At 65.0% G+C, this 25,153-nt stretch carries 20 protein-coding genes and 1 pseudogene; 13 read left to right on the top strand and 8 right to left on the bottom strand.

Annotation, left to right across the window (positions count from 1 at the left end; all coding sequences use genetic code 11):
* Positions 1–6: 6 nt before the first annotated feature.
* From hpnK to AC1DT6_RS01460, 4 genes are all read right to left on the bottom strand, one after another.
* Positions 7–849, bottom strand: coding sequence for a hopanoid biosynthesis-associated protein HpnK (gene hpnK, locus AC1DT6_RS01475; protein WP_441625495.1), 843 nt, complete (start codon positions 847–849; stop codon positions 7–9).
* Between the two features lie 17 nt (positions 850–866).
* Positions 867–2,288, bottom strand: a complete 1,422-nt coding sequence (gene hpnJ / locus AC1DT6_RS01470) for a hopanoid biosynthesis associated radical SAM protein HpnJ (RefSeq protein ID WP_441625493.1) — start codon at positions 2,286–2,288, stop codon at positions 867–869.
* Positions 2,285–3,592, bottom strand: a complete 1,308-nt coding sequence (hpnI, locus tag AC1DT6_RS01465) for a bacteriohopanetetrol glucosamine biosynthesis glycosyltransferase HpnI (protein ID WP_441625491.1) — start codon at positions 3,590–3,592, stop codon at positions 2,285–2,287. Before hpnI ends, hpnJ begins: the two co-directional genes overlap by 4 nt.
* 726 nt (positions 3,593–4,318) lie before the next feature.
* Positions 4,319–5,470 (bottom strand): zinc-binding dehydrogenase, encoded by a 1,152-nt coding sequence (locus tag AC1DT6_RS01460; protein ID WP_477103004.1) that lies wholly within the window; start codon positions 5,468–5,470, stop codon positions 4,319–4,321.
* 269 nt (positions 5,471–5,739) lie between these two features.
* Here AC1DT6_RS01460 and AC1DT6_RS01455 point away from each other — a divergent pair, with 269 nt between their 5' ends.
* From AC1DT6_RS01455 to AC1DT6_RS01405, 11 genes and pseudogenes are all read left to right on the top strand, one after another.
* On the top strand, positions 5,740–7,200 hold the full coding sequence (locus AC1DT6_RS01455; RefSeq protein ID WP_441625487.1) for an MFS transporter: 1,461 nt from the start codon (positions 5,740–5,742) through the stop codon (positions 7,198–7,200).
* Positions 7,197–8,720, top strand: a complete 1,524-nt coding sequence (locus AC1DT6_RS01450) for an FGGY family carbohydrate kinase (protein ID WP_441625485.1) — start codon at positions 7,197–7,199, stop codon at positions 8,718–8,720. The genes AC1DT6_RS01455 and AC1DT6_RS01450 overlap by 4 nt, the downstream gene beginning before the upstream one ends.
* 22 nt (positions 8,721–8,742) lie before the next feature.
* A complete protein-coding gene (locus AC1DT6_RS01445) occupies positions 8,743–10,422 on the top strand; it encodes a glycerol-3-phosphate dehydrogenase/oxidase (RefSeq protein ID WP_441625483.1) in 1,680 nt (559 codons plus the stop codon).
* Positions 10,419–11,972: an FAD-binding oxidoreductase gene (locus AC1DT6_RS01440; protein ID WP_441625481.1), complete on the top strand. Its 1,554-nt coding sequence runs from the start codon at positions 10,419–10,421 to the stop codon at positions 11,970–11,972. Before AC1DT6_RS01445 ends, AC1DT6_RS01440 begins: the two co-directional genes overlap by 4 nt.
* Before the next feature lie 5 nt (positions 11,973–11,977).
* Complete coding sequence (locus AC1DT6_RS01435; RefSeq protein ID WP_035868188.1) at positions 11,978–12,562, top strand: glycerol-3-phosphate responsive antiterminator; 585 nt, start codon at positions 11,978–11,980, stop codon at positions 12,560–12,562.
* An 18-nt stretch (positions 12,563–12,580) separates the two neighbouring features.
* Positions 12,581–12,688, top strand: a pseudogene (locus AC1DT6_RS01430) (putative quinol monooxygenase); the annotation flags it as partial.
* Positions 12,689–13,165: 477 nt separating this feature from the next.
* Positions 13,166–14,086 carry a glycosyltransferase gene (locus AC1DT6_RS01425; protein WP_441625477.1) on the top strand — a complete coding sequence of 307 codons (921 nt, stop codon included), beginning with the start codon at positions 13,166–13,168 and terminating at the stop codon, positions 14,084–14,086.
* A 306-nt stretch (positions 14,087–14,392) separates the two neighbouring features.
* Positions 14,393–14,977, top strand: coding sequence for an SCO family protein (locus tag AC1DT6_RS01420; protein ID WP_441625475.1), 585 nt, complete (start codon positions 14,393–14,395; stop codon positions 14,975–14,977).
* Entirely contained in the window at positions 14,859–17,033 is a 2,175-nt protein-coding gene (locus AC1DT6_RS01415; protein WP_441625473.1) for an RICIN domain-containing protein, read from the top strand. Before AC1DT6_RS01420 ends, AC1DT6_RS01415 begins: the two co-directional genes overlap by 119 nt.
* Positions 17,033–17,467: a hypothetical protein gene (locus tag AC1DT6_RS01410; RefSeq protein ID WP_441625471.1), complete on the top strand. Its 435-nt coding sequence runs from the start codon at positions 17,033–17,035 to the stop codon at positions 17,465–17,467. The genes AC1DT6_RS01415 and AC1DT6_RS01410 overlap by 1 nt, the downstream gene beginning before the upstream one ends.
* Before the next feature lie 66 nt (positions 17,468–17,533).
* Complete coding sequence (locus AC1DT6_RS01405; protein ID WP_441625469.1) at positions 17,534–19,210, top strand: pectate lyase family protein; 1,677 nt, start codon at positions 17,534–17,536, stop codon at positions 19,208–19,210.
* Between the two features lie 124 nt (positions 19,211–19,334).
* Here the strand turns inward: AC1DT6_RS01405 and AC1DT6_RS01400 are convergent, their stop codons facing one another.
* Both AC1DT6_RS01400 and AC1DT6_RS01395 read right to left on the bottom strand, forming a co-directional pair.
* Complete coding sequence (locus AC1DT6_RS01400) at positions 19,335–20,243, bottom strand: sterol desaturase family protein (protein ID WP_441625467.1); 909 nt, start codon at positions 20,241–20,243, stop codon at positions 19,335–19,337.
* A gap of 712 nt (positions 20,244–20,955) precedes the next feature.
* Complete coding sequence (locus AC1DT6_RS01395) at positions 20,956–21,306, bottom strand: DUF1428 domain-containing protein (RefSeq protein WP_441625466.1); 351 nt, start codon at positions 21,304–21,306, stop codon at positions 20,956–20,958.
* Positions 21,307–21,740: 434 nt separating this feature from the next.
* Here AC1DT6_RS01395 and AC1DT6_RS01390 point away from each other — a divergent pair, with 434 nt between their 5' ends.
* Both AC1DT6_RS01390 and AC1DT6_RS01385 read left to right on the top strand, forming a co-directional pair.
* On the top strand, positions 21,741–22,178 hold the full coding sequence (locus AC1DT6_RS01390) for a YciI family protein (protein WP_441625464.1): 438 nt from the start codon (positions 21,741–21,743) through the stop codon (positions 22,176–22,178).
* Between the two features lie 335 nt (positions 22,179–22,513).
* The gene (locus tag AC1DT6_RS01385) at positions 22,514–23,143 is read left to right on the top strand and encodes a hypothetical protein (protein ID WP_441625462.1); all 630 of its coding nucleotides are present in this window, start codon (positions 22,514–22,516) and stop codon (positions 23,141–23,143) included.
* A gap of 158 nt (positions 23,144–23,301) precedes the next feature.
* Here the strand turns inward: AC1DT6_RS01385 and AC1DT6_RS01380 are convergent, their stop codons facing one another.
* Together AC1DT6_RS01380 and AC1DT6_RS01375 are read right to left on the bottom strand one after the other, a co-directional pair.
* On the bottom strand, positions 23,302–24,267 hold the full coding sequence (locus AC1DT6_RS01380; protein WP_441625460.1) for a tripartite tricarboxylate transporter substrate binding protein: 966 nt from the start codon (positions 24,265–24,267) through the stop codon (positions 23,302–23,304).
* A 25-nt stretch (positions 24,268–24,292) separates the two neighbouring features.
* Positions 24,293–25,153 (bottom strand): amidohydrolase family protein, encoded by an 861-nt coding sequence (locus AC1DT6_RS01375; RefSeq protein ID WP_441625458.1) that lies wholly within the window; start codon positions 25,151–25,153, stop codon positions 24,293–24,295.

Genomic DNA, 25,153 nt, shown 5'->3' with positions numbered 1-25,153 from the left:
TGCCCTTCATGCCGGGGCCAGCACGTCGGCGAAGCCGCCTCGGCGCGGCGCGGTCCGGTCCAGCGCGGCGCGCACGCGTGGCGACAGCAGCGCGGCCAGTTCGTCGGCATGGCGATAGCCGCGCATGGTGGCCGTGACTTCGGCGCCCGATACCACGGCGGGATGGAAGTAGATCTCACCCACGCCCGCGGGCAGGCGCGCGAGCGCGGCCAGCAGCGTGGCTTCGTCCATGGCGCCGCTATTGGCGATGCCCACCACGTAATCGTTGTGCGCCACGCCCGCGGCGGCAAGGCGGCGCCGCAATAGCGCGAGCCAGGGCCGCAGCAGCAGCGGCGCGCGGTGCTCGCGCGGCAGGCGCACGGCGCGCAGGCCGAACTCGCGGCCGATCGCCAGCGTCAGCGACAGCACGGTGGGATGCAGATGGAAATGCTTGTGGGCGTTGACGTGGTCCAGTGCCAGCCCGGTGGCTGCAAAGGCTTCGAACTGCGCGCGGATCTCGGCGGCAAGCTGCCGCCGCGCCCCGGGCAGGAAGAAGAAGCGGCAGCCGTCACGTGCCATGGCGGAGCCGAAGCGGCCTTGCGCGTCGACCAGCGCCGGGATCCGTGCGGGCGGCAGCATCGCGGGCCCGTCGGCCAGCACCAGGTGCAGCCCCACCCGCAGGCCGGGCAGGCGGCGCGCGCGCGCCACCGCGTCGGCGGCGGCAGGCGCGGCCACCATCAGGCTGGCCGCGTTGAGCACGCCATCGCGGCAGGCCATCTCAACCGCCTCGTTGACGGCGGGATGCAGCCCGAAATCGTCCGCGGTGAGGATCAGCGCGCGTGGCGATGCCACCGCGGTCTGCCCTGTCATCTTGTCTTGCGCCGGGCTCACGCTTCGTGCGAACGCAGGAAACGGAAGAACTCCACGCCTTCGCGCAGGCGCCGCTTCATCATCTCCCAGCTGCCCAGCATCTCGCGCACGATCTCCCAGATCTTGCCGGGGCGGAAGTAGAAGCGCTTGTAGAAGGTCTCCACGCCGTGATAGATCTCCTCCCTGGAGAGGTGCGGGTAGCTGATCGCGGCGAGCTGCACGCCCTTGTCGTTGACCAGGTTGATGACCTTGTTCTCTTCCAGCCAGCCGTTTTCCACCGCCTGGCGGTACAGCGTGGTGCCCGGATAGGGCGCCGCCAGCGATACCTGGATGGTGTGCGGGTTGATGTCCTTGGCGTACTCGATGGTTTTCTCGATGGTCTCGCGGGTCTCGCCCGGCAGGCCCAGGATAAAGGTGCCGTGGATGGTGATGCCGAGCTTGCGGCAGTCCTCGGTGAAGCGTCGCGCGATGTCGGTGCGCAGGCCCTTCTTGATGTTCAGCAGGATCTGGTCGTCGCCGGATTCGTAACCCACCAGCAGCAGGCGCAGCCCGTTTTCCTTCATGATCTTGAGCGTGCTGTACGGCACGTTGGCCTTGGCGTTGCACGACCACGTCACGTCGAGCTTGCCCAGGCCGCGCGCGATTTCTTCCACACGCGGCTTGAAGTCGGTGAAGGTGTCGTCGTCGAACATGATCTCCTTCACCTCAGGCATGTTCTCCTTGATCCACTTCACCTCGGCGATCACGCTCTCCGGCGAGCGGGTGCGGTAGCGGTGCCCGCCCACGGTCTGCGGCCACAGGCAGAAGGTGCACTTCGAGCGGCAGCCCCGGCCGGTGTAGATCGACACGTAGGGGTGCTTCAGGTAGCCGATGAAGTAGTTGTCGATCTTCAGGTCACGCTTGTACACGGGCGCCACAAAGGGCAGTGCGTCCATGTTTTCTATCATCGGGCGCGGGCCGTTGTGCTCCAGCGAGCCGTCCGGCAGGCGGTAGCTCAGGCCCGGCACGTCCTTGAGCGGCTTGCCCGCCGCCACATCCTGGCAGGTGTAGTCGAATTCCTCGCGGCACACGAAATCGATGGCGGTGCTGGCGCCCAGCGTGCCACCCGGGTCTACCGCCGGCTTGGCGCCCACCATGCCGATCAGCACGCCAGGCTTGCGCTTCTTCAGTTCCTCGGCGAACTTCGCGTCGGTCGGGAAGGACGGCGTGCTGGTGTGGATGATGACCAGGTCGAAGCCGGCGGCGATATCTAGCGTGGCCTGTGCGTCCAGGCCGTCGGCCGGCGCATCCAGCACGCGGCTGTCGGGCACCAGCGCGGCGGGCTGGGCCAGCCAGGTGGGATACCAGAACGATTTGATCTCGCGCTTGGCCTGGTAGCGCGAACCGGCGCCGCCGTCGAAACCATCGAAGGAAGGGGCCTGCAGGAAGAGCGTTCTCATAGCGGTCTCTGTGGAAACATGCCGTTTGCAGACGGGGCGGGAGAGCGGTCGCGCTCGTCATTGTCCGCGCCATCGGCCTGCAGGGAAAGGGGCAGCGCCATCATGCCGGCGGCAAAGCCAGTGACCGCTTGCGTGCCGGTGCCTTGTTGCGGAACAGGGCCGGAGTGCGGGCTCGCGAACTCCGGGCGGGGCGCGGCGGCAGCGGCGGGGTAATCGCGTACCGACATGACCTGGTCACGCCAGCGCACCTTCTCGCCGAACAGCGCGGCCGCCCATTCGACGAGCAGCAGCGCGTCGCGCAGCGGCGCGCGCAAGGCCGCGGCGGCGCTGCCCGCCAGCACGCTGCGCGCCAAGATACCGGCCAGCGCCACGGCCAGCACCAGAGGCTGCGGCGATAGCCAGGCGGCCAGCGCCAGCACGGGCCAGGTAAAGGTGATGAAGGTAAAGGCAAAGCCGGGAGGGTTGATGGAACGGATGGTGCGCAGCCAGCGCAGTTCGTGCGCCCACAGCGCGGGCAGATGCGTTTCCGTCACGTCCGTGCTCACCACGACGTCCGATAGCACGGTACGCAAGCCGCTGCGGCGGGTCAGCTCGCCAAGCCAGAAATCGTCGGCGAGCCGGTTGGCCAGGGGCGCGAATCCACCGATGGCGTCGAGTACCTCTCGCCGCAGGGCAATCGTCGCGCCGAAGGAGAAGCGGCGCGAGCCGCCGCCGTGGGCGATGCGCACGGAGGGCGCGAACCAGTCGTCGATAAACTGCGCGCCGACCCGTGACCATAGTCCGCCTGCGGCCCTGCCGCGGTACAGGCAGGTCACCACGCCAACCGCGGCGTCGGCCAGCGGCGCGGTGACGCGGGCCAGGTAATCCGGGGGCGCCGCAATGTCACTGTCGGCAATCAACAGCCAGGGATGGCGCGCTTGTGGCAGCAGGTTGATCAGGTTGCTGACCTTGAGGTTGCTGCCGTGCACCCGGGAGTCGGTCACCAGGGCAATGTCGCATGCCGGAAATTCCGCGCGCAGCCGCGCCACCACCGCGATGGCGGGATCGTCCGCCGCATGGACGCCGAACACCAGCTGGAACGCCGGATGCCGTTGCCGGCACAGGCCTGCAAGGTTCTCATAAAGCTGGGGGGCGGCACCGCACAGCGGCTTGAGCACGCTGACCGGGTGCAGGCCGGCGTCTTCCGGGGCGGCGCAAGGGATGGCGGCCTGCGCCGGCGCGCGCCGGCTGGCCAGTACCGCGGCGATGGCATAGCCTGCCGCCACGCACGCCAGCGCGACGTCCGGCAGTGTGCCCCAGTTCATCTTGGGCAGCCGCTGGCACGAACGGCGTTGCTCCCCCTGGCATCACCGCCAGGCACTTCCATCCGAAGGGCCGCGGGAAGATCAATGCGAGGATCAACAGGCAGTTCGAGCCGGATGCAACCGCGCTGGAAAAAAGTCACCTGCATCGAAGGCTCCCGGTCCAATCACCGCATTCATTGTGCGTGGATTTTCTGCCGGTTAATCATAGGGCAATCGATATAAGAAATTCCATGAATTCCTTAAAAATAATATTTGTTTTGAAATGAGTTTGTAAGGTTATGCCGATTAATTTTCGCTTATGCTATTGGTAATCATTTTCAAATGAAATGTGCTGACAGAAAGTGATTATCGTTTCATGACAATGCGTGGCATGGCTGCCGCCCCCGGGTGCCTGCTAACCCTGTTTGGCGCAAATGACGTCATTGATCATATTGCTCGCCATCGCGGCCGGCCTCGCACAGCGCTTTGTTGTCTGGGAAGAAGCAGAACGGGCACGCGGCTGGATTCCACGAGCATGTACGCCGGATCGGCCGCTCCGCGCCGGACCCGTTCGGTAATCCATTCCCGATCCTGTACATGGCGCTGCCGTCCTGAAGCGCGCCAGGACGGCAGCCGTCCGACAGGCAGCGGGTTACGGAGCGCTGCCGACCGGCTCGGGCAGATCCTTTTCAGTGCCCGGCGCGGGCACTGAAAGCCGGCAAGCGCGGCATGCCGCGCCGCGGGTCATTACCCAGCCAGCCCCTTGTTCGGATTAATCAGATACTTCTCGCCGGTCGCGCGCTTGTTGTAGACCGCGATCACGTCCAGGTCCAGTACCTCGGCCAGCGAGATCTCCTTCGAGTAGTGGCTGGCAAAGGTCGTCTTCAGTTCCGCCACCACGCGCTGCTTGAGCGCGCCCGCCGCATGCGGTCCGATCTTCTGCAGGAAGGGAAACAGCAGCCAGCCTCCCATTCCCCAGGCCATGCCGAAGTTGCGGGTGAACTCGGTCGGCGAGGTGTCCAGGCCGCCGTAGAGGTAGACCTGCTTGTGCGTCGTCGAGCCATAGCGGCTGTACTCGCCGGCTTTCCTGCTCAAGGCCGCCTCCATGCAGCTCAGGATCTGTCCCGCAAGCTTGCCGCCGCCGGTGGCGTCGAAGGCGAGCGTCGCGCCCGTGGCCGCGATCGCTTCGGTGAGGTCTTGCAGGAAGGTGGGCGAGGCCGCGTTGCAGACGTGAACCGCACCCTGCGCCTTGAGCAGATCCGCCTGCTCTTGCTTGCGCACGATGTTCACCAGGCCGACGCCATCCTTGAGGCAGATCTGGTTAAGCATCTGCCCCAGATTGGAGGCGGCAGCGGTGTGCACCAGCGCGGTATGTCCCTCGCGCCGCATGGTTTCGACCATGCCGAGCGCCGTGAGCGGGTTGACGAACGACGAGGCGCCTTCGGCCGGTGTCGCCCCTTCCGGCAGGACCAGGCACTGGTCCGCCGGGATACAGCGGTACTGCGAGTACATCGCGCCGCCAATGGCCGCCACCGTCTTGCCCAGCAGCGCCTGCGCCGCGGCCGATGAGCCCGCCTCGACGACCACCCCCGCGCCTTCATTGCCGACCGGCATGGACACATCCACCCGGCCCGCCATGCTCCTCATCGCCGCCTCAGGGACGCGGGCGGTGACGACGGGCTGGCCGGCCGTGCCGCTGGCCTTTGCCGTGCTCATGTCGGCGGCGCCGAACAGCAGGCCGAGGTCGGACGGGTTCAGGGGCGAGGCTTCGACACGGATCAGCACTTCGTCCGGGCCGGGCTGGGGGATGTCGACGCTGGCAAGCGACAACTCCAGTTCGCCGCCGCGCTTGATCAGCGAGCGGAGTTGAAGGGCGGTGCGGGTGCTCTCGATGGGCATTCGGTATCTCCTTGGATCGGTCGTCTGAAGCTGGCCGGGGCTGCGTTGGCCGCAGGGAGCAATGTAGCAAGTTCTGGCAAAACCGGCTGGCGGCGCCTCGCGCCGCCGGTCCGGGGCAGGCCAGGCAGCGCCCGATTACTCCCTTGACACTCGGAAACTTTCAACCTAAAGTGCGCCTGCAGATCTAGATAAGAGACCATCTGTAAGATGGTCTCTCCCTGCGTGCAGATTGCTGCGGCCTCTTACAGAAATAAAACAAGGAGACCGCTGTGCAATCCACGATCAAGATCCGTGGCATCGATGATGTCATCTCGTTTATTGATTCCTGCCCAGGCATAAAAGGCAGAGCCGGCCTCATCTGGTGGCTCGCGCTGGGGGGATTATTCCTTGACGCATTCTCCAATTCCGCATTGAGCGCGGGCCTTGGGCCCATGACGCGGGATTTGCATCTTGCCGCGTCGCAGGTCGCGCTGCTGACCTCGTTCGCTTCGTGGGTGGCCATTGCCTTCAACCCGATCGGCGGCTGGATGGCCGACCGCTGGGGCCGGGTTCGTCCGCTGGTGCTGGCGAAATTCCTGGCGGTGACCGGTGCGCTGCTGGTGGTCTTCGCGCCGGGCTTTGAAGTCATCCTGGTCGGGCGCTTCTTCGTGGGCGCCGCCTACGGCATCGATTTCGCCATTGCCATGGCGGTGCTGGCGGAGTTCACGCCAGTCAAGTTGAAGAGCCGGCTCAATACCTGGCAGGGCATGTGGTACACCGCCGTCTGCAGCAACCTGCTGCTGGCCTTGCTGTTCCACTCGTGGCAGGTGGGCGATTCCATCTGGCGCTATTCGGTGGCCGCTACGGCCATCTTCGGGGTCGGCATTCTCATCCTGCAGCTTGCCTTCCTGGTCGAAAGCCCGATCTGGCTGGCGCGCAAGGAGCGGCTGGACGACGCTGCCGGGGCGATGACCCGGATCTATGGCCGGCCCTTCGTGGCCGCGCCGGTGGACGAGCGCCTGCCTGTCCTCAACCAGGCAAAACGCGGCCTGGCCAATGTGTTGCTTATCTTCCGCGGCGTGTACCTGCCGCGCACCATCCTTGCGGCGACCGTGCAGATCGGCCAGTCCATCCAGTATTTCGCGGTCGGCTGGTATTTGCCGCTGATCAGCGCGGCCTTGTTCGGCAAGGACTTCATCTACGCCACCGTGGGCGCGCTGGTCTTCAATGTCTTCGGCATCTTCGGGGGCTTCATGTCGCCGCTGATCGGCAGAAAGCTTGGCTTGCGGCGCGCTTCCGCCTTCGGATTCGCCGCCGTCTTCGTCATGCTGCTGATCCTCGGCCTGTTCAACGGCAAGATGCCGGTCTGGGTGGCGGTGATCGTGCCGTCGCTGTTTATCCTTTTCCACTCGGGCGGCCCCGGCGCCAATGGCAAGAGCCTTTCGTCGCTGTCGTTCCGCAGTGAACTGCGCGCGGGGGCGAACGGCATCATCGGTGCCCTGGGCTCGACCGGCGCGGCGCTGGGCCTGCTGATTTTCCCGATCTTCCGGGAGAACTATGGCCTGGAAAAAACCTTCCTTATCCTGTCGATCGTGCCGCTGACGGCCAGCATCATCTGCTTTGTGATCCGCTGGGACCCGACGCGCACCACGATCAATCCAGACAACGAAGCCGATGCCCCGCAATTCAGCGGCGATGAACAGCCGGCCCCGGCGTTCCTCAACCCGGCGATAGAGAAAACCCAGCGATGAAGCACAACAGGCACGTCATACTCGCCATCGACGAAGGCACCTCCGGAACGCGCGCGGCTGTCGTCGCCGCCGACGGCCATGTCTCCTGCCTGGAGTACATGGCGCTCCAGGTGGACGCGCCGCGGCCCGGCGTGGTGGAACAGGATGCGAACGCGATCCTGGAGAAGACCATCGCCGTGTGCCGCGCGACGATTGCGCGCGCGCAGCAGGAGCAGTTGCAAATCGTGGCGCTGGGCCTGGCCACGCAGCGGGCCACGGCGGTGCTTTGGGATACCCGCACCGGCCGCGCGCTCGTGCCCGCCATGGTCTGGCAGGACACGCGCTACGTCAGCGAACTCAACGCGCTGGCGCCGGCCTGGGACAAGACGTTGATCGAGCAGGTCGGCCGCCCGGCGGGCGTGCGGTCCCCCTACCTCTGGGCGGCCCGCCATCTCCACGACACCCCGGCCGTGGCCGAGGCGTTCCGGGAGAACCGTCTTGCGTTCGGCACGATCGATACCTGGCTGCTGTGGCACCTGTCCAGCGAACGCACCTGCGTAACCACGCCCACCAACGTGACATCCGCCAGTGCCTACGTGCTGGCGGAGCACCGCTACCACCTCGGCTGGCTGGACGCGCTGGGCTTTCCTGCTGCGCTCTTGCCGGCGCTGCGCCAGGACGCGGACGACTTCGGCCGCACCCGGCCGGAGCAACTGGGCATCGACGTGCCGATCCTCGCCTGCGCCGGCGACCAGCTCGCGGGCGCGGCGGGGCTCGGGTGCCTGGACCGGGGGCAATCGATGTGCGTGCACGGCACCGGCAGCTTCGTCGACCTGATGACCGGGCCGGAGCTGCCGGCCAGGGCGGGGCTGTACGACGGCACCCTGACCATGACCGCGCGCCGGCAGCATCATGTCTCGCACCTCTCGGTCGAAACCTTCGTGGCCACTACCGGTTCGGCGCTCAACTGGGTCTGCGAGAAGTTGCGCTGGTTCGAGAGCGCGAAGCAGATCAGCGCGCTGGCGGCCACGGTCGATTCGGCGCGCGGCGTGACGTTCCTGCCCGCGCTGACGGGGCTGCGGGTACCGCAGATGCAGCCCGAGGCGCGGGCCTCGCTGACGGGCGTTTCCATCGCCAGCTCCCAGGCCGAGGTGGCCTACGCCATCCTCGAAGGCATTGCCCACGCGGTTGCTTCGTGCATCGAGGCCAACGAGGAAGTCGCTGGCGTGAAGGTGTCCGAACTCATCGTGGGCGGCGGCTTGTCCGGCAGCGACGCCTTGCTGCAGATCCAGGCGGACCTGACCGGCATGCCGATCCGGCGCATGCGCGAAACCGACCGGGCCAGCTTGCGCGGCATTGCCTTCTTCGCGGGATCGTCGGGATTGCTGTGGGAGTCGCTGCAGCAAGCCCGCGCCACCAATGAAACCGATGCCGTCTTCGAGCCCCGGCTCGGCGCCAGCGAGCGCGGCGAACGCCGCGCGCTGTGGCATGCGCGGGTGGCGTCCGAGCTGCGTCACGCGCAGACCTTCCACAATCAATAAGCAGTCAGGAGATCTCTACGACATGATGGTTTTTCCATCCAGAAATCCGGGCAAGGACCGCGCCGCGATGACCTCCACCGAGCCGCTGCGCCTGGTCCGCCAGGAGCAGCTGGACCGCCTTGCCAGCGAACAGTTTGACATCCTCATCGTCGGCGGTGGCGTGACCGGCGCCTACGCGGCGCTGGACGCGAGCTTGCGCGGCTACCGCGTGGCCCTGGTGGAGAAGAACGACTTCGCCTCCGGCACCTCGTCCAAATCCTCCAAGATGGTGCACGGTGGCCTGCGCTATATCGAACAGGGCAACCTCGGGCTGGTGCGCCATTCCCTGCTGGAGCGCCAGCGCCTGCGCAGGAATGCCAGGCACCTGGTGCAGCGCCTGCCGTTCCTGTTCCCCGTGCTCGAAAAGGATGGCGTGTTCGACAAGCGCCTGTCCAAAGCGTTTGAAAGCCTGCTCTGGACCTACGACATCGCCGGCGGCTGGCGCGAAGGCATCCTCCACCAGAAACTCACCAAGGCCGAGGTGCTGTCGCATTGCCCGACCTTCAACGAAGAGAACCTGCTCGGCGGCTTCCTGTATTTCGATGCGCGGGTGGACGATGCCAGGCTGACCCTGAACATCGCCCGTACCGCGGCCTTCCATGGCGCGGCGGTGGTCAACCATGCGAAGGCGGTCGAGATCACCCGCAACGATCACGGCAAGGTCGATGGCGTGATCGTCCATGCCGGCGAGCGCGAGATCCGGGCCAGAGCCGGCGTCGTCATCATGGCGACCGGCGTCTGGCTGCGCGACTGGACCGGCCGCAAGAAGGGCGAGGAAAAGACGATGCACATCCGGCCGGCCAAGGGCGTGCATATCGCCATTCCCTGGCTGAAGGTCCGCAACGACTGCACCGTGACCATCCCAGTGCCGGGGCGCAACCGCCGCGCCACCATCACCCGCTGGGGCAACGTCTCCTACCTCGGCACCACCGATGAAGACTACGAGGGCGACCTCGACGATGTCTGCTGCACCCGGCAGGAGCTGGACTTCCTGCTCGACGGCGCGCGCTGGGCCTTGAAGACGGACCTGCAGGCCGAGGACGTGCTCGGCAGCATCGCGGGCTGCCGGCCGCTGGTCGCGCCGCCGGGCGGCAAGACGCTGGAGATCAAGCGCAACCATGAAATCCATACGGCGGCGGATGGCCTGGTCACCATCGTCGGCGGCAAGCTGACCACCTCTCGGCATATGGCCGAGCAGACCATCGACGCCGCGCAGAAAGTCATCGGCCAGCGCAGCAAATGCCGGACCAAATCGGCATACCTGCTGGGCGCGGCGGGTTACGACGCGCAGGCCATCGTGGCATCCGGCGGCCTGTCGGCCCACCTGGGCGAGCGTTACGGCACTGAAGCGCGCTTTGTCAGCGACATCCTGCAGGCCGATGCGCGGCTGCAGAAGCCGATCGTCGAAGGCCTGCCCTACACCGAAGCCGAGATCGTCTACGCCGCGCGCCATGAACTGGCGGGCAGCGTGGACGACATCCTTTCGCGCCGCATCCGTGCCCGCCTGATGGCGCGCGATGCGTCAGCGCGCGCCGCGGCGCGCGTGGGCGAACTGCTGCAGGCCGAACTCGGCCTGTCCGAATCCGTCGTGGCGCAACAGGTCAACACCTACCTGAGCGCCGTCGCACATGAAAAATCCGTTCTTATGGGAGAGAAGGCATGATCAGCAAGGAAGCAATCAAGCGAGGCTACAACCGTGGCAACTACGTCGTCGGCGCGCACACGCCGCCTGCTTACGCGGCCACCGTCAAGGAAACGTCCGACACGCCCGGGCTGCAACGCGACGCCGTGGCCGTCGATGCCGCGCAGATCGACGCGCTGCGCAGCGTGGCGGATGAAGTGCTCACCGATGCCGGCAGCGTAGTGACGTGGACGCGTGACTGGTGGGCCGGGTCGATGATGACCGAGACTGCCGGTAAGCCCGCGACCCCGCGGGCCGTCATCGTGCGGGTTTCAACCATCGGGCAGATCCAGGCAGTCATGCGCATCGCGCACGCGGCGGCGATCCCCGTGACCGTATCGGCCGGGCGCAGCAATGTGACCGGGGCCGCCCTGCCGGTGCGCGGCGGCATCGTGCTGGATGTGTGCGAACTGAACAAGATGCTGGACTTCGACAAGGAAAGCCAGATTGTCGAAGTGGAGGCAGGCGTGTTCGGCGACATCTTCGAGCAGACCATCCAGAGGGAGTACGGCATGACGATGGGCCACTGGCCGTCGTCTTTCGCCATCAGCACCGTGGGCGGCTGGGTGGCGTGCCGCGGCGCCGGCCAGCTCTCCACGCGCTACGGCAAGATCGAGGACATGGTGTTCGGCATGGACGTGGTGCTGGCCGACGGCAGCCTCGTCACGGTGGGCGGATACTCGCGCGCGGCGCTCGGCTCCGACCTGCAGCAACTGTTCATCGGCTCGGAGGGCACCCTTGGTGTCATCGTGCGCGTGCGCCTGAAACTGCATCGGCTGCCCGACTACGGCCGCGCCATCGCCTATGGCTTCAAGACCTTCGCCATCGGTCTGGACGCATGCCGCGAGATCGTGCAGCGCGGCGCGAATCCCGCGGCGCTGCGGCTCTATGACGAACTCGAGAGCGGCGTGCAGTTCAACCTGCCGGACACCAACGTGCTGCTGATCGCCGACGAGGGCGCCCGCGAGATGGTCGATGCGGTGATGGCCATCAGCGAAGGCGTGTGCAAGGAACTTGGCCATGCCCTGGATTCCGGGACCATCTTCGAGCGCTGGCTGGACACCCGCTACCTCACCGGCAAGAGCGCGGAAGGCTTCAAGCGCAGCCCTGGCTTTGTCGCCGACACCCTGGAAATGTCCGGCCCCTGGAGCGACCTGTCCGCCATCTATACCGATGTGGTCAACGCGATCAACGCCGTGCCCGGCACGCTGGCGGGCTCGGCGCACCAGTCGCACGCGTATGTGGACGGCGCCTGCCTGTACTTTTCGCTGCGCGGCGAGGTGGAGGTGGAGAACCGGGCGAAGTGGTACCGCCAGGCCTGGGATGCCGCCAATGCGGTGCTGATCAAATACAATGCCGCGTTGAGCCACCATCACGGCATCGGGCTGTTGCGCGCGCCGTATATGCGTGAATCGCTGGGCAGCGCGTTTCCGGTGCTGGTGGCGGTCAAGCAAGCGCTGGATCCCAAGAACATTCTCAATCCCGGAAAGCTCGGCCTGAGCGACGAGCTGCCCCACCACGCGGATCGGTAAGCATCATGGACAAGTCACTCGGGGCACGCCTGACGCGGCACCCGGTCATCGGGACGCTCTACGGCGTCGAGCAGGTCGACATCTTTATCGAGAGCAATGCCGAAGTCTCCATCGTCGCCAACGTCGAGCTGCGCAAGCTGCAGCCGGTGGTGGCCACGCTGACCAAGGCGGGCAAGTACGTCATCGTCAACATCGACAGCTGCGAAGGGCTGTCGCAAGACAAGGGCGGTGTCGAGTATCTTGCCGATATCGGTGTGACCAGCCTCGTCTCCACCCGGGTGGCAACCATCCAGCGCGCCAACCGGGCGGGGCTGATCACGATGCAGAAGGTATTCGTGACAGACCGCTCGACCTGGCCGCGCAGCGTCAAGGCGCTGGAGCAGAGCGATCCCAATCTCGTGCAGCTGATGCCCGCGCCCATGCTCTCGCATCTTTCCACCAAGGACCGCAAGGCGCTGCCGCCCATCGTGACATCGGGCTTCGTCTGCAACAAGGACGATATCCGCAGCGCGATCAGGGAAGGCGCCGTGGCGGTTTCCACCAGCGACAGCAAGCTGTGGAACCTGGAGCCTTCCGTGTTGAAATCCTGAAACCGACCGAGGCAATCGATGGCTGCTTCCCACCTGCAGGTGATCGCGCACTACTTTGCGTTGCCGGGGAATGGCGACAAGGTATGCGCGCTGCTGGCCGAACTCGCCGCGGCAACGCCAGGTGAGACGATGGCCAGCAGAGCGGCGGTCATGAATCGAGGTATCCATATTTTCGTCCATTCCGTTTTGTGCGCCGCATCGCCGCGACGTTTGCATTGTGGGATGCGCAACGCATGATCACATCACTCAAATTGGTGATCGGCGTCGCGCTGTCGGCGCCAGCCGGGCCGCGCGCGCTGTCCCCGATGTCCAGCCGGTGAGGTGTCAATTTCCCAAGTCGCTGGCGGCATCAGTGGCCTTCACAAGAGCAAGGATTCGGGCACGTTCCGACTCGGCTGGCTATGGCGTTTTTGGTCCGGGCTTGCAGCAAGAGCGTGAGTCCTGCAGCGGGTATTCAAAGCGGCACATGTCAAGTGCGGTCCGTGCGCAAGCGCGCACTAATTCCCGGAAAAAAGAGGCCGCGCCGACTCATCCCAATGGCTAGTTGAAAGGGAATTTTCGCTACTTATACTAAATAAAGAAATCCAATCGCGGGTAATGCTCATGAAGACGTTGGCTACCGCAGATCAACATGCCCCCTTGCCGTCGCCGGCAAGGGTCGCTGTTATCGTGGCCACGAAAGGCCGGCCGCAGGCATCGACGCACGTGCTGCGACTGCTCGAGAAGCAATCCGTGCGACCGGCCATCACGCTGTTTTCCGCCTGCACGGATGCGGATATCGAGCCTGGCCTGGAAACGCCACTGGCGGTTGAGTATATCTTTGGCCCGGCAGGCTTGCCCGCGCAGCGCAACCGCGCGCTGGCCACGGTCCTGTCGCGCGTGGATTTTGTCGTTTTCTTCGACGATGACTTCGTGCCGTCACCCTATTGGATAGAGCGCTGCCTGCAGGCCTTTCTAGCGGAGCCCGATGTCGCGGGGATCTCCGGCGCCTTGCTTCACGATGGCGCGGTCGGTGCCGCCCTGTCATGGGACGACGCATGCAGCCTTGTCCGGCAAGCGGAGGCGGTTGCCAGTACACCGCGCCCGCTCACCACGCTGAGCGGGCTCTATGGATGCAACATGGCCTATCGCGTTTCCGCGATCGGCAATCTGCGCTTTGACGAGCGGCTGGTGCTTTACGGCTGGCTGGAAGACAAGGATTTTTCGCGCGCGATCGGCAGGAAGGGCAGGCTGGTCGAGTCCGACGCGATGTTAGGGGTCCACCTGGGGTTGAGATCGGGCCGAGTCTCCGGAAAACGTTTTGGTTTCTCGCAGATCGTCAATGCCTGGTATTTGCACAAGAAGGGCGTGCTTTCCACGAAGGAAGTCTGGAGTTTCATCGCTAAAGCGCTCACTGCCAATGGTGTCAGGTCGATCCGGCCTGAATCGCACATCGACCGCCGCGGACGTTTCGCCGGCAACCTGGTCGGCGTGACGGATCTTCTGCTTGGCCGGTGCCGGCCGGAGAGGGCCAGTGATTTGTGAGGCGCGTATTGCGATGCCGCTGACTTTCGTCAGCGTTTGATGGATGGACCCCGGGGGCGGGGAAGGTTGTTATCGAAATGACGGCGGGGCCAACGCGGGCCCGTCGCGAAAGCACTCGCCATCAAGGACGCTGCCTGTGCGCAGCGGCACCTCGGCAATTTCCCCCGATAGGCTGGAATGACATTCGGCGGCGCGCTCCCTGAGGGCGCCATTGGGGGAGTCCCTCGTGGAGCGCCAATTGCGATCATGCCGCTACGCGCCATGCCGGCCGGAGTGGCGCGACATATGACTCGGAGACGTACCGGAATGACCACCTGGACCCGGCGCGCATGGCTGCGCGGCATTTCAGCAAGCATCCTGGCTGTCGCATCGCGCGACATGTATGCGCATGTGAGCGCGGGACCTGTCGATGCACCGCTGCCCACGCTAGACGGCTGGGTGGTCGACCAGTTCGGCCGGCGGGTGCGTCTGCAGGACATGTTGCTGGGCGGCGTCACGGCATTGCAAACGATATTCACGGGCTGCAGCTCGGTTTGCCCGTTGCAGGGCGCGCTGTTCAGCGCGGTGCAGGACGGCATGCCGCGCGTGAACGCCCGGTATCCGCTTCGCCTGGTCTCGCTCAGCATCGATCCGCTGTCCGACTCTCCGGAGGCGCTGCGGGCATGGCTGCAACGCATGGGCGCCGGCCCCAACTGGCGCGCGGTGGCGCCAACGGGCGCCGTCGAGCAGATCAGGACGGTACTTGCCGGCAGGGCGCCGGGTCCGAACCTCGATGCGCATTCCACACAAGTCTATTTTTTCAACAAGGCTGCGCAATTGTGCTGGCGCAGCCCTGCATTGCCGCAAGCGAAAGAAGTCCTGTACGTCATGGAGCGCTTGGCCCAGGCTTGACGGATCCGGCACGGGCCAATCAACAACAGCAGAGCAACAGCAGAGCAACAGCAGAGCAACAGCAGAGCAACAGCACCAAACCACCAACCCACCAGCAAACTTCGCCATGACTCCCATCTCACTGCAATCCAACGGATTCACGAGGGCACTGCTTAAGTGGATCGGTACCTGTCTTGTTCTCTTTGCATGGACGTTCTCCGCGCCGGCGGCGGCGCAGACCGGCGCGATGAGCCTGAGCGGTAAGAACTTGTGCGCCGATGTCTCGGGTGCCTCGACCGCGAACGGCGCACCGGTCATCGTCTGGGCGTGCAGCGGCGACCCCAACCAGCGATGGACATTCGCCCAAGACGGTACCGGGTACAAGATCACGGTGGGCCACACCGGCTATTGCCTGGACATTAATGGTGTCAGCCTGGCCAACGGGGCCGCGGCAATTCAATGGCCATGTCAGGTACCAGCCGCCAACAACCAGCGGTTCACGCTGAAGCAGCAAAACGGCGGCTATGCGGTGGTGGCCGTGCACAGTGGCAAGTGCCTTTCCGCGACGGGGAAAGCCAGCGCGCAGCAAGGGCAGGCTGTGGCTCAATACACCTGCGACGGCAGCGTCGGCCAGACCTGGCTGCTCCCCAATCTGAACATTGTCACCCTGCCGTCGAAATGGACGGCGCCCAAGGCACTGTCGCTCGTACCGGTAGCGGCGGCGAGCCTGCCTTCCGGCAAGGTGTTGGTGTGGTCCGCCTACGATCGCTTCACGTTCGGCGGCGACAACGGGCAGACTTACACCGCCCTGTTCGACCCGGTCGCCATGACGTCCACCGAGAAGCTGGTCACCAATACCGCGCATGACATGTTCTGCCCGGGGATCGCGAATCTCCCCGATGGACGCATCTTTGTCAACGGCGGATCCAGCAGTACCAAGACCAGCATCTACGATCCGGCCACGGCCAAGTGGTCCGTGGCACCGGAGATGAACCGCGGCCGCGGGTATGAGGGCAGCGTCACGTTGAGCAATGGCGGCGTCTTCACCGTGGGCGGTTCCTGGAGCGGCGCCATCGGCGACAAGGACGGCGAAACCTGGATGCCGAACAACCCGTGGCGCCTGAACAGCGCCGTGTGGGACGACTACATCCTGACTGGCGACTCTGCGGGCCTGTACCGTTCGGATAACCACGCGTGGCTGTTCGCCTCGGCCAATGGCCGGGTGTTCCATGCGGGGCCGAGCAAGCAGATGAACTGGATCGACACCACCGGTGACGGCAGCGTGACCCCGGTCGGTACGCGGGCGGCGGATGGCGATGCCATGAACGGCAACGCCGTGATGTACGACATCGGCAAGATCCTTACGGTGGGCGGAGCGCCGGACTATGAAAACACGACGTCAACCGCGAACGCACACGTGATCGATATCACGAGCGGCACGCCGGTGGTGCGCAAGCTCGCTTCCATGGCCTATGCCCGCGCCTTCGGCAACAGCGTGGTCTTGCCGAATGGCCAGGTCGTCGTGATCGGTGGCCAGACCGTGCCGGTGCCGTTCTCCGATGACGGGGCGGTGCTCACCCCGGAACTCTGGGATCCGGCTACCGAGAAGTTCCAGAAGCTGGCTGCGATGGCAACCCCGCGGACCTACCACAGCGTGGCCCTGTTGCTGCCCGACGGGCGGGTGCTGAGCGGTGGTGGCGGCCTTTGCGGTGATTGCACGACCAATCATCCCAATGTGGAGATCCTGTCACCGCCCTATCTGCTCAATGCGGATGGAACGGCGGCGACCCGCCCGACGATTTCGTCGGCGCCGGGGGACGCCCTGCTTGGCACCACGATCTCCGTGACCACGAATACCCCGGTGGCCAAGTTCGCGCTGGTCCGCATGTCGTCGGTCACGCATTCCGTGAACAACGAGCAGCGCCGGGTGCCGGTCACCTTCACGGTCGGTACGGCGGGAGAGAATCTGATCAAGATCCCGTCCGACCCGGGCGTCGCCGTGCCCGGCTACTACTATCTGTTCGCCATGAATTCGGCGGGCGTGCCGAGCGTGGCCAAGGTCATTCGCGTCCACTGATGCGCCGCGCGAACAGTAGGGCATGGCGGGCGGTCGTGGGTGTGGCGCTGGCCGCCGCCAGCATGCTGGCGGCGGCCGCGGATGGCAGCGGGGACGTGGAGCGGGGGCGGGCGCTGTTCCACGGCGAGACGGATCTCTCTGCGCACTTGCGGGGGGATCCCGCGCCGCTGCCCGCTTCAGCCGTGCGCTGCATCAATTGTCATACCAAGACCAGCCGGGGGGAGGCATTTGCCCCGCCGCTGACGTCGGATTCCCTTCGTACCTTAAGCCCGCGCCGGGGCGGCCCGCCCACGGCTTACGACCGCGACGCTTTCTGCAGTGCGCTAGCCAACAGTATCGACGTGGCCAACGTGGTATTGGTAAAGGCGATGCCGCAGTACGTCCTGTCGGATAGCGACTGTTCCGCCTTGTGGGCGTACCTGATGACGCAGTAAGCAGGGTGATGGCGTTGCCATGCCTGCGCCGGTCGAAAGCTACACGAGTAACCACACGGAAACGGCATGACTCCATTCAGGCGACAATTCTTTGCACGGCTCGCAGGCACGGTCGCGGGGGCCGGTGCCGCGCTGGCGTCGACCGTTGGCATCGGCAGGGGCGCCATCGCGCGCACCGCGCAAGAGGGCAGGGCGGAAGAGCGCGTGGTATCCGTCAAGGATTTCGCGGGCCTGGACGCGACCGGCTCGAGCCCGTCCGACCAGGCGTTCAGCAGGGCACTGAAAGAAGTCGCCTCGCTCAAACGCAAAGCCCTCGGCGACGAAAACTCCAACAGGATCGGCAACAAGCGCATCGTGCTGCCGCCCGGCACTTACCTGATCACGCAGCCGGGCGCGCTGGTGGACTCCGGCGCATTCGGGGAGCGCACGCAAGGCCTGACGATCGAGGGTGACGGGGCGCCGGGAACGGTGGTCATCATCTACCAGCCGGCCATGCCGGGGCCGCTCATCAAGAACAACGACAAGCTGCTGGTGCTCCGCTTCAGGAACATCCAGTTCCACGGCAAGGCGCCGAACAGCGACCTGATCGACAGCACCAGTACGGGCGGCGCGCAGGACTACGCCTTCGACGACTGCATCTTCACCGGCAACTGGAGATATGGCGCCAACCTCACCGGCGGGAACAACAACAGCGAGTGGCATTTCGGCCGCTGTTCCTGGGCCGGCAAATGGCAGTCGTTTCTCTACGTGGGCACCGCCAATACCTCGGACCAGTTCCTGAACTACTGGTTTGACCACTGCAAATACTGGAGCTCCAGCACCTGGATCGACATGGCCAAGGGCGGCAATATCAAGCTGACCGATTGCGATGTCAGTGGCTATGAACCCGCCGCGCAAACCTACCTGTTCAACCTGCGCGGGCGCTCCCATGCGCGCGGCGTCTGTTCGTTCAAGGCGTCGGGCTTGCGCGTCGAGCAGAAGACCCGGTTCGCGGGCCTGATGTATTGCGAGTGGGAGCAAGGCAACATCGGGTTCAAGGATTGCGATTTCAGTTCGCAGGCTTACCAGCCATTCGCCGCGGGGGTGATGTCGGCCTTGTTCTCGCCGGGTGACAGTTCCGGGGCGCAAGTGGTGTTCGACAATTGCCAGATCATGGGCCGGCACCACTACACGACCGGACAGGCGCCGGCCGGCCAGGGGCGCTCCAGCTACCGGAACTGCGATTTCCTCAACTGCACCTACCCGGACGAGGCGTTTGTCTTCTCCGAGGCAGGAGGTCAGGCCGGGCGCCGCCGCGCAGTGCTGCTCGAAAGCTGCCGGGGCAACGGCACGGGCAGTGTCTACGCCGATGCCGAAGTGGGCTGGGACGTGGCGGCGATTGCGACGGTCAAGCAGAAGATCGTCTCGTTCAAGTCCGCCTTCGGCAACCTGCCGAGCGGCGCCGACGGCCCGCTATCCATCGTGTTGCCGCTGCACGCGATCATCCTGCGCGTCATCGTGGATGTCCCGGCCGGCGCGCTCGGATCCGGCGGCAAGGCAGGCTACACCGTGCAAACGGGCGAGGCCTCCACCACTGCGCTGGCTACCCTGAGCCTGAGTCCGGCGAGCTCGGCAGGCCGGGTGGATAACCACCCGTACTTCCGCTGCAGCACGCGGCAGAAGTGCACGATCAGCCTGGTGCCGGCGGTGAAGGACCAGCCTCCGGGGTTCGGCGCGGTGGTCCTGGTGGAATACATTGGATGAAGGTGGCGGCCGGATAGCGCGCCGGCGCGGAGCCTAAGGGCAGCGCTCAATGCCACCGGAAGCCCAATGCGCAACGCGCGCCGGTTCGTTGGCCGGGTAACGCGTGCCGCACCGCCGCCTGGATTCAGCCGCCGGCCGCGCCGCGCGCCACTCCGGACTCAGGCTTGCGCGCGCGCATCTGCGCGGTGGTATTGCCCTCGCCATCCGGCGTCCAGCCCGGCGGCATGAACAGGTATCCGAAGAAGGCGCGGGCGCTGCGCGCCCCGGCCAGGTCGCGCAACAGGCGGACCCACTGCGTGAACTCGATCCGCAGCGGGTTGGCGCTGTGGATCGGATGCACCAGCCCATACCGGCAGGGCACGTCGTCGCGCTCCTTCACGTAGGTGCCGAACAAGCGGTCGAAGACCAGCAGCACGCCGCCATAGTTCGCATCCAGGTACTCCAGGTTCGACGCATGGTGCACCCGGTGCGCCGACGGCGTATTGAGGATTCCCTCCAGCCAGCCCAGCCGCGGAATCCATACCGCATGAATCCAGAACTGGTAGAGCAGATTGAGCGACAGCACCGCGAACACCACGCCCGGCTCGAAGCCGATCCACGCCAGCGGCACGAAAAACAGCGCCGTGCCGGTCAGCTTACCAAGCACCCCGATGCGAAACGCAGCCGACAGATTGAGATCGTTAGGCGAGTGATGCACCGCGTGGTTGCTCCAGAACCAGCGCACCCGGTGCGCGGCGCGGTGATACCAGTAGTAGCAGAACTCCTGCCCGATAAAGAGCAGCGGCAACGCTACCCAGCCCACGGGGTGGATCGTCAGCAGCCGATGTTCGAACGCCAGCCGCACCAGCGGCGCGGCAATCGACAGCGGCAAGGCGATCCCGATCGCGATGCGCACGACCAGATCCAGTGCCGACACACCAAAAGCCCGCCAGTCATAGCGCTGGCGGCGCGACAGGATGATCGCCTCGATCAGCGCGAATGCCAGGACGCAAGGGACGGCGATGAACAGCTGAAATTTTTCTATTGCGTTCATGACTGCTGGCTGGTGAGTTGTTCGGGCTGGCGCATGTGATTAGCCCGGCATGCCGCAGCGCGGCGCCTGTCGCGTAAGCCGACACGTCACAAGGCCGCGTGCGAGGAAGATACCGCTAACGGTGCCATAGATAAAGCCGGCTGCCAGCGATGTGCTGCTCCGATGCAATAGATCAGGGTTTATCGCTAGTGCGACGCTGACGAAACCTGGCCATGGAAATGTCGGCGAGATAAGACCCATCGGGCAGGCGTATCCGCTTCTCGAAGCGTCCTTCCTTCCTGCGCTCGCCTGCGCAGCATTGGCGCCGTAAGTGGAATTTGCCGGAGTGGGTACGAAAACCCCGAGCCGCCATTACCAGCGTATGGCGGCCACCTGTCGAACTGGCGAAATCCTGGCGACGCTCATGTCCGGCTCGTATGCGCGCCGGCGTGGCCCCCCTCAGAGGGGAGGACAAGCGCCCGCCCTCTCCCCCGACCCCTCCCGCAAGCAGGAGAGGGGAACGCCGAGTGCCCGATCTCTTGATCTCTTGATCGTTCCGCGGGAGACATGAAGGCGAACACCGGGTGGAGTCATACCGCCCGGTGCCTCAAATCAAACCGCCACTGCTTCCAACAAAGAAGGCTGGCTGTCGATCCAGGGCTGCAACGCCGCCTCACTCATCGGCCTGGCGCACCCCCTTCCCACGCAAAACCGGCCCGCCGCGGCCGTCCGGCTAAGCGTCCACGATCATCTCGAAGCCGCCAAAGATCATCCGCTTGCCATCGAACGGCATCGGCTCGTCCATCTTCAGCCGCGGATCGGCCATGGAGGCCTTCATGCCCTCGTCGCGGACCTTGCGCGATGGCCACAGGATCCAGGAGAAGACCACGGTCTCGTCCTTCTCCAGCTTCACGGCCATCGGGAACGAGGTGAGCTTGCCCTCGGGCACATCATCACCCCAGCACTCGACCAGGCCCAGCGCGCCATGGTCCTTGAACACCACCGCGGCGGCCTCGGCGTGCTTGCGATAGGTCTCCCGCTTGGCGGTGGGCACGGCGAGAACAAATCCATCGATGTAATTCATGTCCGATCTCCTTTGGGATTGTCTGCAAACTGGCGCGCAACAAGTGCCGCCATGCAGACGACGAATCAGGGGTGCCAGTCTCGACACGCTGCGGGAAGAATTCTCAATATAGGCGGGGTGGCTGGCCGCGGGCGCCCGCGCTTGCCGTCCGCCGGCGTTCGGTGTGATGAATATGACACCGCGGTGCTGCCGCGCAACCTCTGCCCGCACGGCGCGCCGGTGCGCAAAAACAACCCCGGCGCGAAAGCGGGCCAGCCGCCACGGGCCCGTATCCGCGCCGTCGGTGACGGACCTGGCCACGTGTTGCCCCGGATTTTCCGAAGGCGGTGTCGATTTCCGGTATCCCGGTTCGTCGTAGTGTCAGAGCCGTCCGTCTATCCTGAATCGAGTTCGGGGCGGTGCGGCTCCGGCAATCCGATCAAGGAGAAACGGCGATGCGTGTCATGGTGATGGTGAAGGCCACGAGCCAGTCAGAGGCCGGCAAGATGCCCGGCACGGAGTTGCTTACGGCCATGGGCAACTTCAATGAAGAACTCGTCAAGGCCGGCGTGCTGCTTGCGGGCGAAGGCTTGCACCCGAGCGCGAGGGGAAAACGGGTGCGCTTTTCTGGCAGCCAGCGGACCGTGATCGACGGACCGTTCACGGAAACCAAGGAACTCGTTGCCGGGTTCTGGCTGTGGCAAGTGAAGTCCATGGACGAGGCCGTCGAATGGGTCAGGCGCTGCCCCAACCCCATGGAAGGGGAGTCCGAGATCGAAATTCGCCCGGTCTTCGAGGCCGACGATTTCGGCGCGGAGTTTACCCCCGAGCTGAGGGCCCAGGAGGAACGCCTGCGCGCGCAGGCCGAAGACGCGGCGAACAGGCCGCGGTAAGGCGAGCAGGCGCAAAGGCGCGCAAGCGGCGCCTTGTCGGCCAGGACAGGTGCCGGTCCTGGCTTGCGACTCAGTTTGCGATTCCTGTCGCTCTGGAGGGAAAAGCAATTGCCGCCCTTCCCTGGGCCGGAGTTCCGCACGCATCATCAACTATCGTGCGCCAGCGCACACTACGCCCCGCAGGCAAAAAAGATTTGCTATACGCTTTCACCTTGGAGCTATCGACATTGCATCCATTTATGAAACCCTGGTAAAAAGTGCGAGGTCATACCGTGGCGAAGCGGCTTCGATTTGACAGGGGCGTTGGCCTCAAGGATTTTCGTAGTGTAGTTCCGATGCAGGCGATTGCCGAGATCAACGCGGCCATTGATTCTCTGCCTGGCAATGTGTCGGAACGCCCCCATCCAGACGCCATAGCGGAAATGCTGCGTCGTAGCGACGCATTCCGGCAACTCGAGGAGGCCGTCTGTGCGGATACGCGCGCGATGGCGGCGAAGGCTGTACCGGGAATATTGCGTCCGGAACCCGTGCACGTGATTCGTTGCGCGGACCCGGTAAAGCGGAGGGACAGTCATTGCCGCCATTACGATTCCCATCTGCTGACGATGCTGATTCCGCTACAACTGGCGCCGGATTGTGCCTGCAACGGTGACCTGCTCATGTATCGGCGCCCCCGTCTGGCGGTCTCCACGCTGGGCAATGTGATGTGCAAGGTTACCCATGGCATCCATCGCAAGCTACCGTTCGAGTGGCGGAAATGGCTGACGCTGCACGATCTGCGTCGAGGCCACTGCGCGCGCGTGCCGGTGCAGCTTGGCAGTGTCTACGTATTCAACGGTTTTGCGCTGAAGCACGCCAACCTCGATGTGGAGATGGGGCAGCGGCGCTCGCTGCTGATCCATTACTACGATCCCGGCCACTCGCTCGGCCTGAGCGAGTTGGTGCGGCGTGTGCGCGGGGTCTGAGTTTGTCTCGGGGGCCGCGCACAGGCGCTTCAGTTCGGCCTCTGTGCGCTCGCCACATACGATGCAGGTGAGAGCGGCGCTTCCCGGGGAAGGGTGGCCACCCGCGATCCCGGTGGAAGCAGGTGCCCGTGAGACGGCGACGCTCAAAGTGAGGCTGTCTATTCGACCCGGATCCCGCGTGCCTTGACAAGGGTGTGCCAGCGCAGTGATTCGCCTTGCAGGAAGCTCTTGAACGCCTGTGGAGAGTTACCGACCGGGTCGAGTCCGGCTTGCTGCAGCCTGGAACGCACACCCGGATCCGCGATAGCCTTCTGCACGGCACCTGCGATGGCTTGCACGCGATCCTGCGCGGTGCCCTTCGGCAGGAACACGCCATTCCATTCGAGCACTTCATAGTCCGGCATGCCGCTTTCCGCAAGGGTGGGCGTATTGGGCAATCCCTGTATCCGCTTCCTGGATGTCACCGCAAGCGCCCTGAGCTTGCCGCTGGTGACGTATTGCAGCGTGGACGCCGTGTTCCCGAAATAGATCGCAACCTGTCCTCCCATCACATCGGTGAGCGCTGGCGCACCGCCTTTGTATGGGACATGGAGCAACTCGATCTTCGCCTGCTCGTTGAACATCTCCGCGGCAAGATGCGATCCGGTCCCCGCGCCGGCGGACGCGTAGGCCAGCTTGCCGGGCGTCTTCTTCGCCGAGGCGATCAGGTCAGCGACGGTCTTGTAGGGCGCATTCGCGGCAACCACGAGGATCTGCGGCGCAGTCGCCACCAACGAGACCGGAATGAAATCGCTGGCAGGATCGAATGGCAGCTTGCGCAGTGCACCGTTCACCGCGAATGCCGAGGCGTCATAGAGGACGGTGTAGCCATCGGGCGCGGCTTTAGCCACCGCGTCGGCGCCGATGACACCGCCGGCGCCCGGCTTGTTGTCGATCACGATCGTCTGCCCGAGGATCTCCCCCATCTTCTGCGCGACGACACGCGCCGTATTGTCGGCGCCGCCGCCCGCCGAATAGGGCACCACCATGCGAATCGGCTTGTCGGGGAATGCCATGGCGCAAAGCGGCACCGAAGCAGCCATGATCGCCAGGCCTTTGCAAAGCGCCTGCAGGGTTCTTCTCATCTTGTCTCCTTCAAGTCCGGCCGGCTTACGCGGCCTCGAATCCATACAGCAAGGCAGGGTTGTCCACCAGTATCTTGCGGCGGATTTCCTGGCTACCTGCCCATTGGGCAAGCAAGTCGTACAGCAAGGCATCGTCGGGCTTGTGCCACGCCTCGGTGGGGTGAGGCCAGTCGCTGCCCCAGACGAGCCGTTCCGGGGCCGCTCCCACCCATGCCTTCGCCACCGGATCCATGTCGTCGTAATGGCGGGCTGCGCCGACGAGGGAGTCGAGGTATGCGCCAGACAACTTCAGCCAGGCTTTGCCTCGATCCAGCAGATCAGACACGACCGCGAACGCGGCATGCGCCGTTCCCCCGGGGAGCGGCATGCGGGCCAGGTGGTCGAAGACCAGGGGCGCGCGCAGCCGCGCCAGCAGGTCGCGGTGTCCAACGATCTGGTCGGCGGTCCAGTGCAGTTGCAAATGCCATCCGAACTCGGCGATGCGGTTTGCCAGCGGCTCCACCATGTCGAACCCCACAATGGCATGCATTTCCGTATAAAGGGAGAAGCGTATCCCGCGGATACCTCCCGCGTGGAGGGCATGCAAGGCCTCGTCCGTGACGTCCGGGCGTACCACGGCGATTCCGCGGGTACTGGCCGGGCCCAACCGCTGGATGGCATCGAGCGTACAACTGTTGTCTGTCCAATAGGAGCGTGGCTGTACCACGACGGCGCGGCTGGTCCCGATCAGCGCCTGAACGCAGCGGTAGTCCTCCACCGTCGCATCCGCCACGATCGGCGCAATGGCTGTGAAGCGTGGATCGTAGATATGCAGATGGGAGTCGCAGGCATTTGCGAGTGCCGCGCTGACCGGGACCGTGGTGGCCGAACTGTTCGGCACCTGCAC

Source organism: Cupriavidus sp. 01L45, assembly GCF_056399885.1.
This window is presented reverse-complemented; position numbering and strand designations above follow the sequence as displayed.

Excerpts from the sequence above, each read along its gene's own strand:
- hpnK (WP_441625495.1), bottom strand. The coding sequence starts at position 849 with ATGACAGGGCAGACCGCGGTGGCATCGCCACGCGCGCTGATCCTCACC.
- hpnJ (WP_441625493.1), bottom strand. The coding sequence starts at position 2,288 with ATGAGAACGCTCTTCCTGCAGGCCCCTTCCTTCGATGGTTTCGACGGC.
- hpnI (WP_441625491.1), bottom strand. The coding sequence starts at position 3,592 with ATGAACTGGGGCACACTGCCGGACGTCGCGCTGGCGTGCGTGGCGGCA.
- AC1DT6_RS01460 (WP_477103004.1), bottom strand. The coding sequence starts at position 5,470 with ATGCCCATCGAGAGCACCCGCACCGCCCTTCAACTCCGCTCGCTGATC.
- AC1DT6_RS01450 (WP_441625485.1), top strand. The coding sequence starts at position 7,197 with ATGAAGCACAACAGGCACGTCATACTCGCCATCGACGAAGGCACCTCC.
- AC1DT6_RS01445 (WP_441625483.1), top strand. The coding sequence starts at position 8,743 with ATGATGGTTTTTCCATCCAGAAATCCGGGCAAGGACCGCGCCGCGATG.
- AC1DT6_RS01440 (WP_441625481.1), top strand. The coding sequence starts at position 10,419 with ATGATCAGCAAGGAAGCAATCAAGCGAGGCTACAACCGTGGCAACTAC.
- AC1DT6_RS01435 (WP_035868188.1), top strand. The coding sequence starts at position 11,978 with ATGGACAAGTCACTCGGGGCACGCCTGACGCGGCACCCGGTCATCGGG.
- AC1DT6_RS01425 (WP_441625477.1), top strand. The coding sequence starts at position 13,166 with ATGAAGACGTTGGCTACCGCAGATCAACATGCCCCCTTGCCGTCGCCG.
- AC1DT6_RS01420 (WP_441625475.1), top strand. The coding sequence starts at position 14,393 with ATGACCACCTGGACCCGGCGCGCATGGCTGCGCGGCATTTCAGCAAGC.
- AC1DT6_RS01415 (WP_441625473.1), top strand. The coding sequence starts at position 14,859 with ATGCGCATTCCACACAAGTCTATTTTTTCAACAAGGCTGCGCAATTGT.
- AC1DT6_RS01410 (WP_441625471.1), top strand. The coding sequence starts at position 17,033 with ATGCGCCGCGCGAACAGTAGGGCATGGCGGGCGGTCGTGGGTGTGGCG.
- AC1DT6_RS01405 (WP_441625469.1), top strand. The coding sequence starts at position 17,534 with ATGACTCCATTCAGGCGACAATTCTTTGCACGGCTCGCAGGCACGGTC.
- AC1DT6_RS01400 (WP_441625467.1), bottom strand. The coding sequence starts at position 20,243 with ATGAACGCAATAGAAAAATTTCAGCTGTTCATCGCCGTCCCTTGCGTC.
- AC1DT6_RS01395 (WP_441625466.1), bottom strand. The coding sequence starts at position 21,306 with ATGAATTACATCGATGGATTTGTTCTCGCCGTGCCCACCGCCAAGCGG.
- AC1DT6_RS01390 (WP_441625464.1), top strand. The coding sequence starts at position 21,741 with ATGCGTGTCATGGTGATGGTGAAGGCCACGAGCCAGTCAGAGGCCGGC.
- AC1DT6_RS01385 (WP_441625462.1), top strand. The coding sequence starts at position 22,514 with ATGCAGGCGATTGCCGAGATCAACGCGGCCATTGATTCTCTGCCTGGC.
- AC1DT6_RS01380 (WP_441625460.1), bottom strand. The coding sequence starts at position 24,267 with ATGAGAAGAACCCTGCAGGCGCTTTGCAAAGGCCTGGCGATCATGGCT.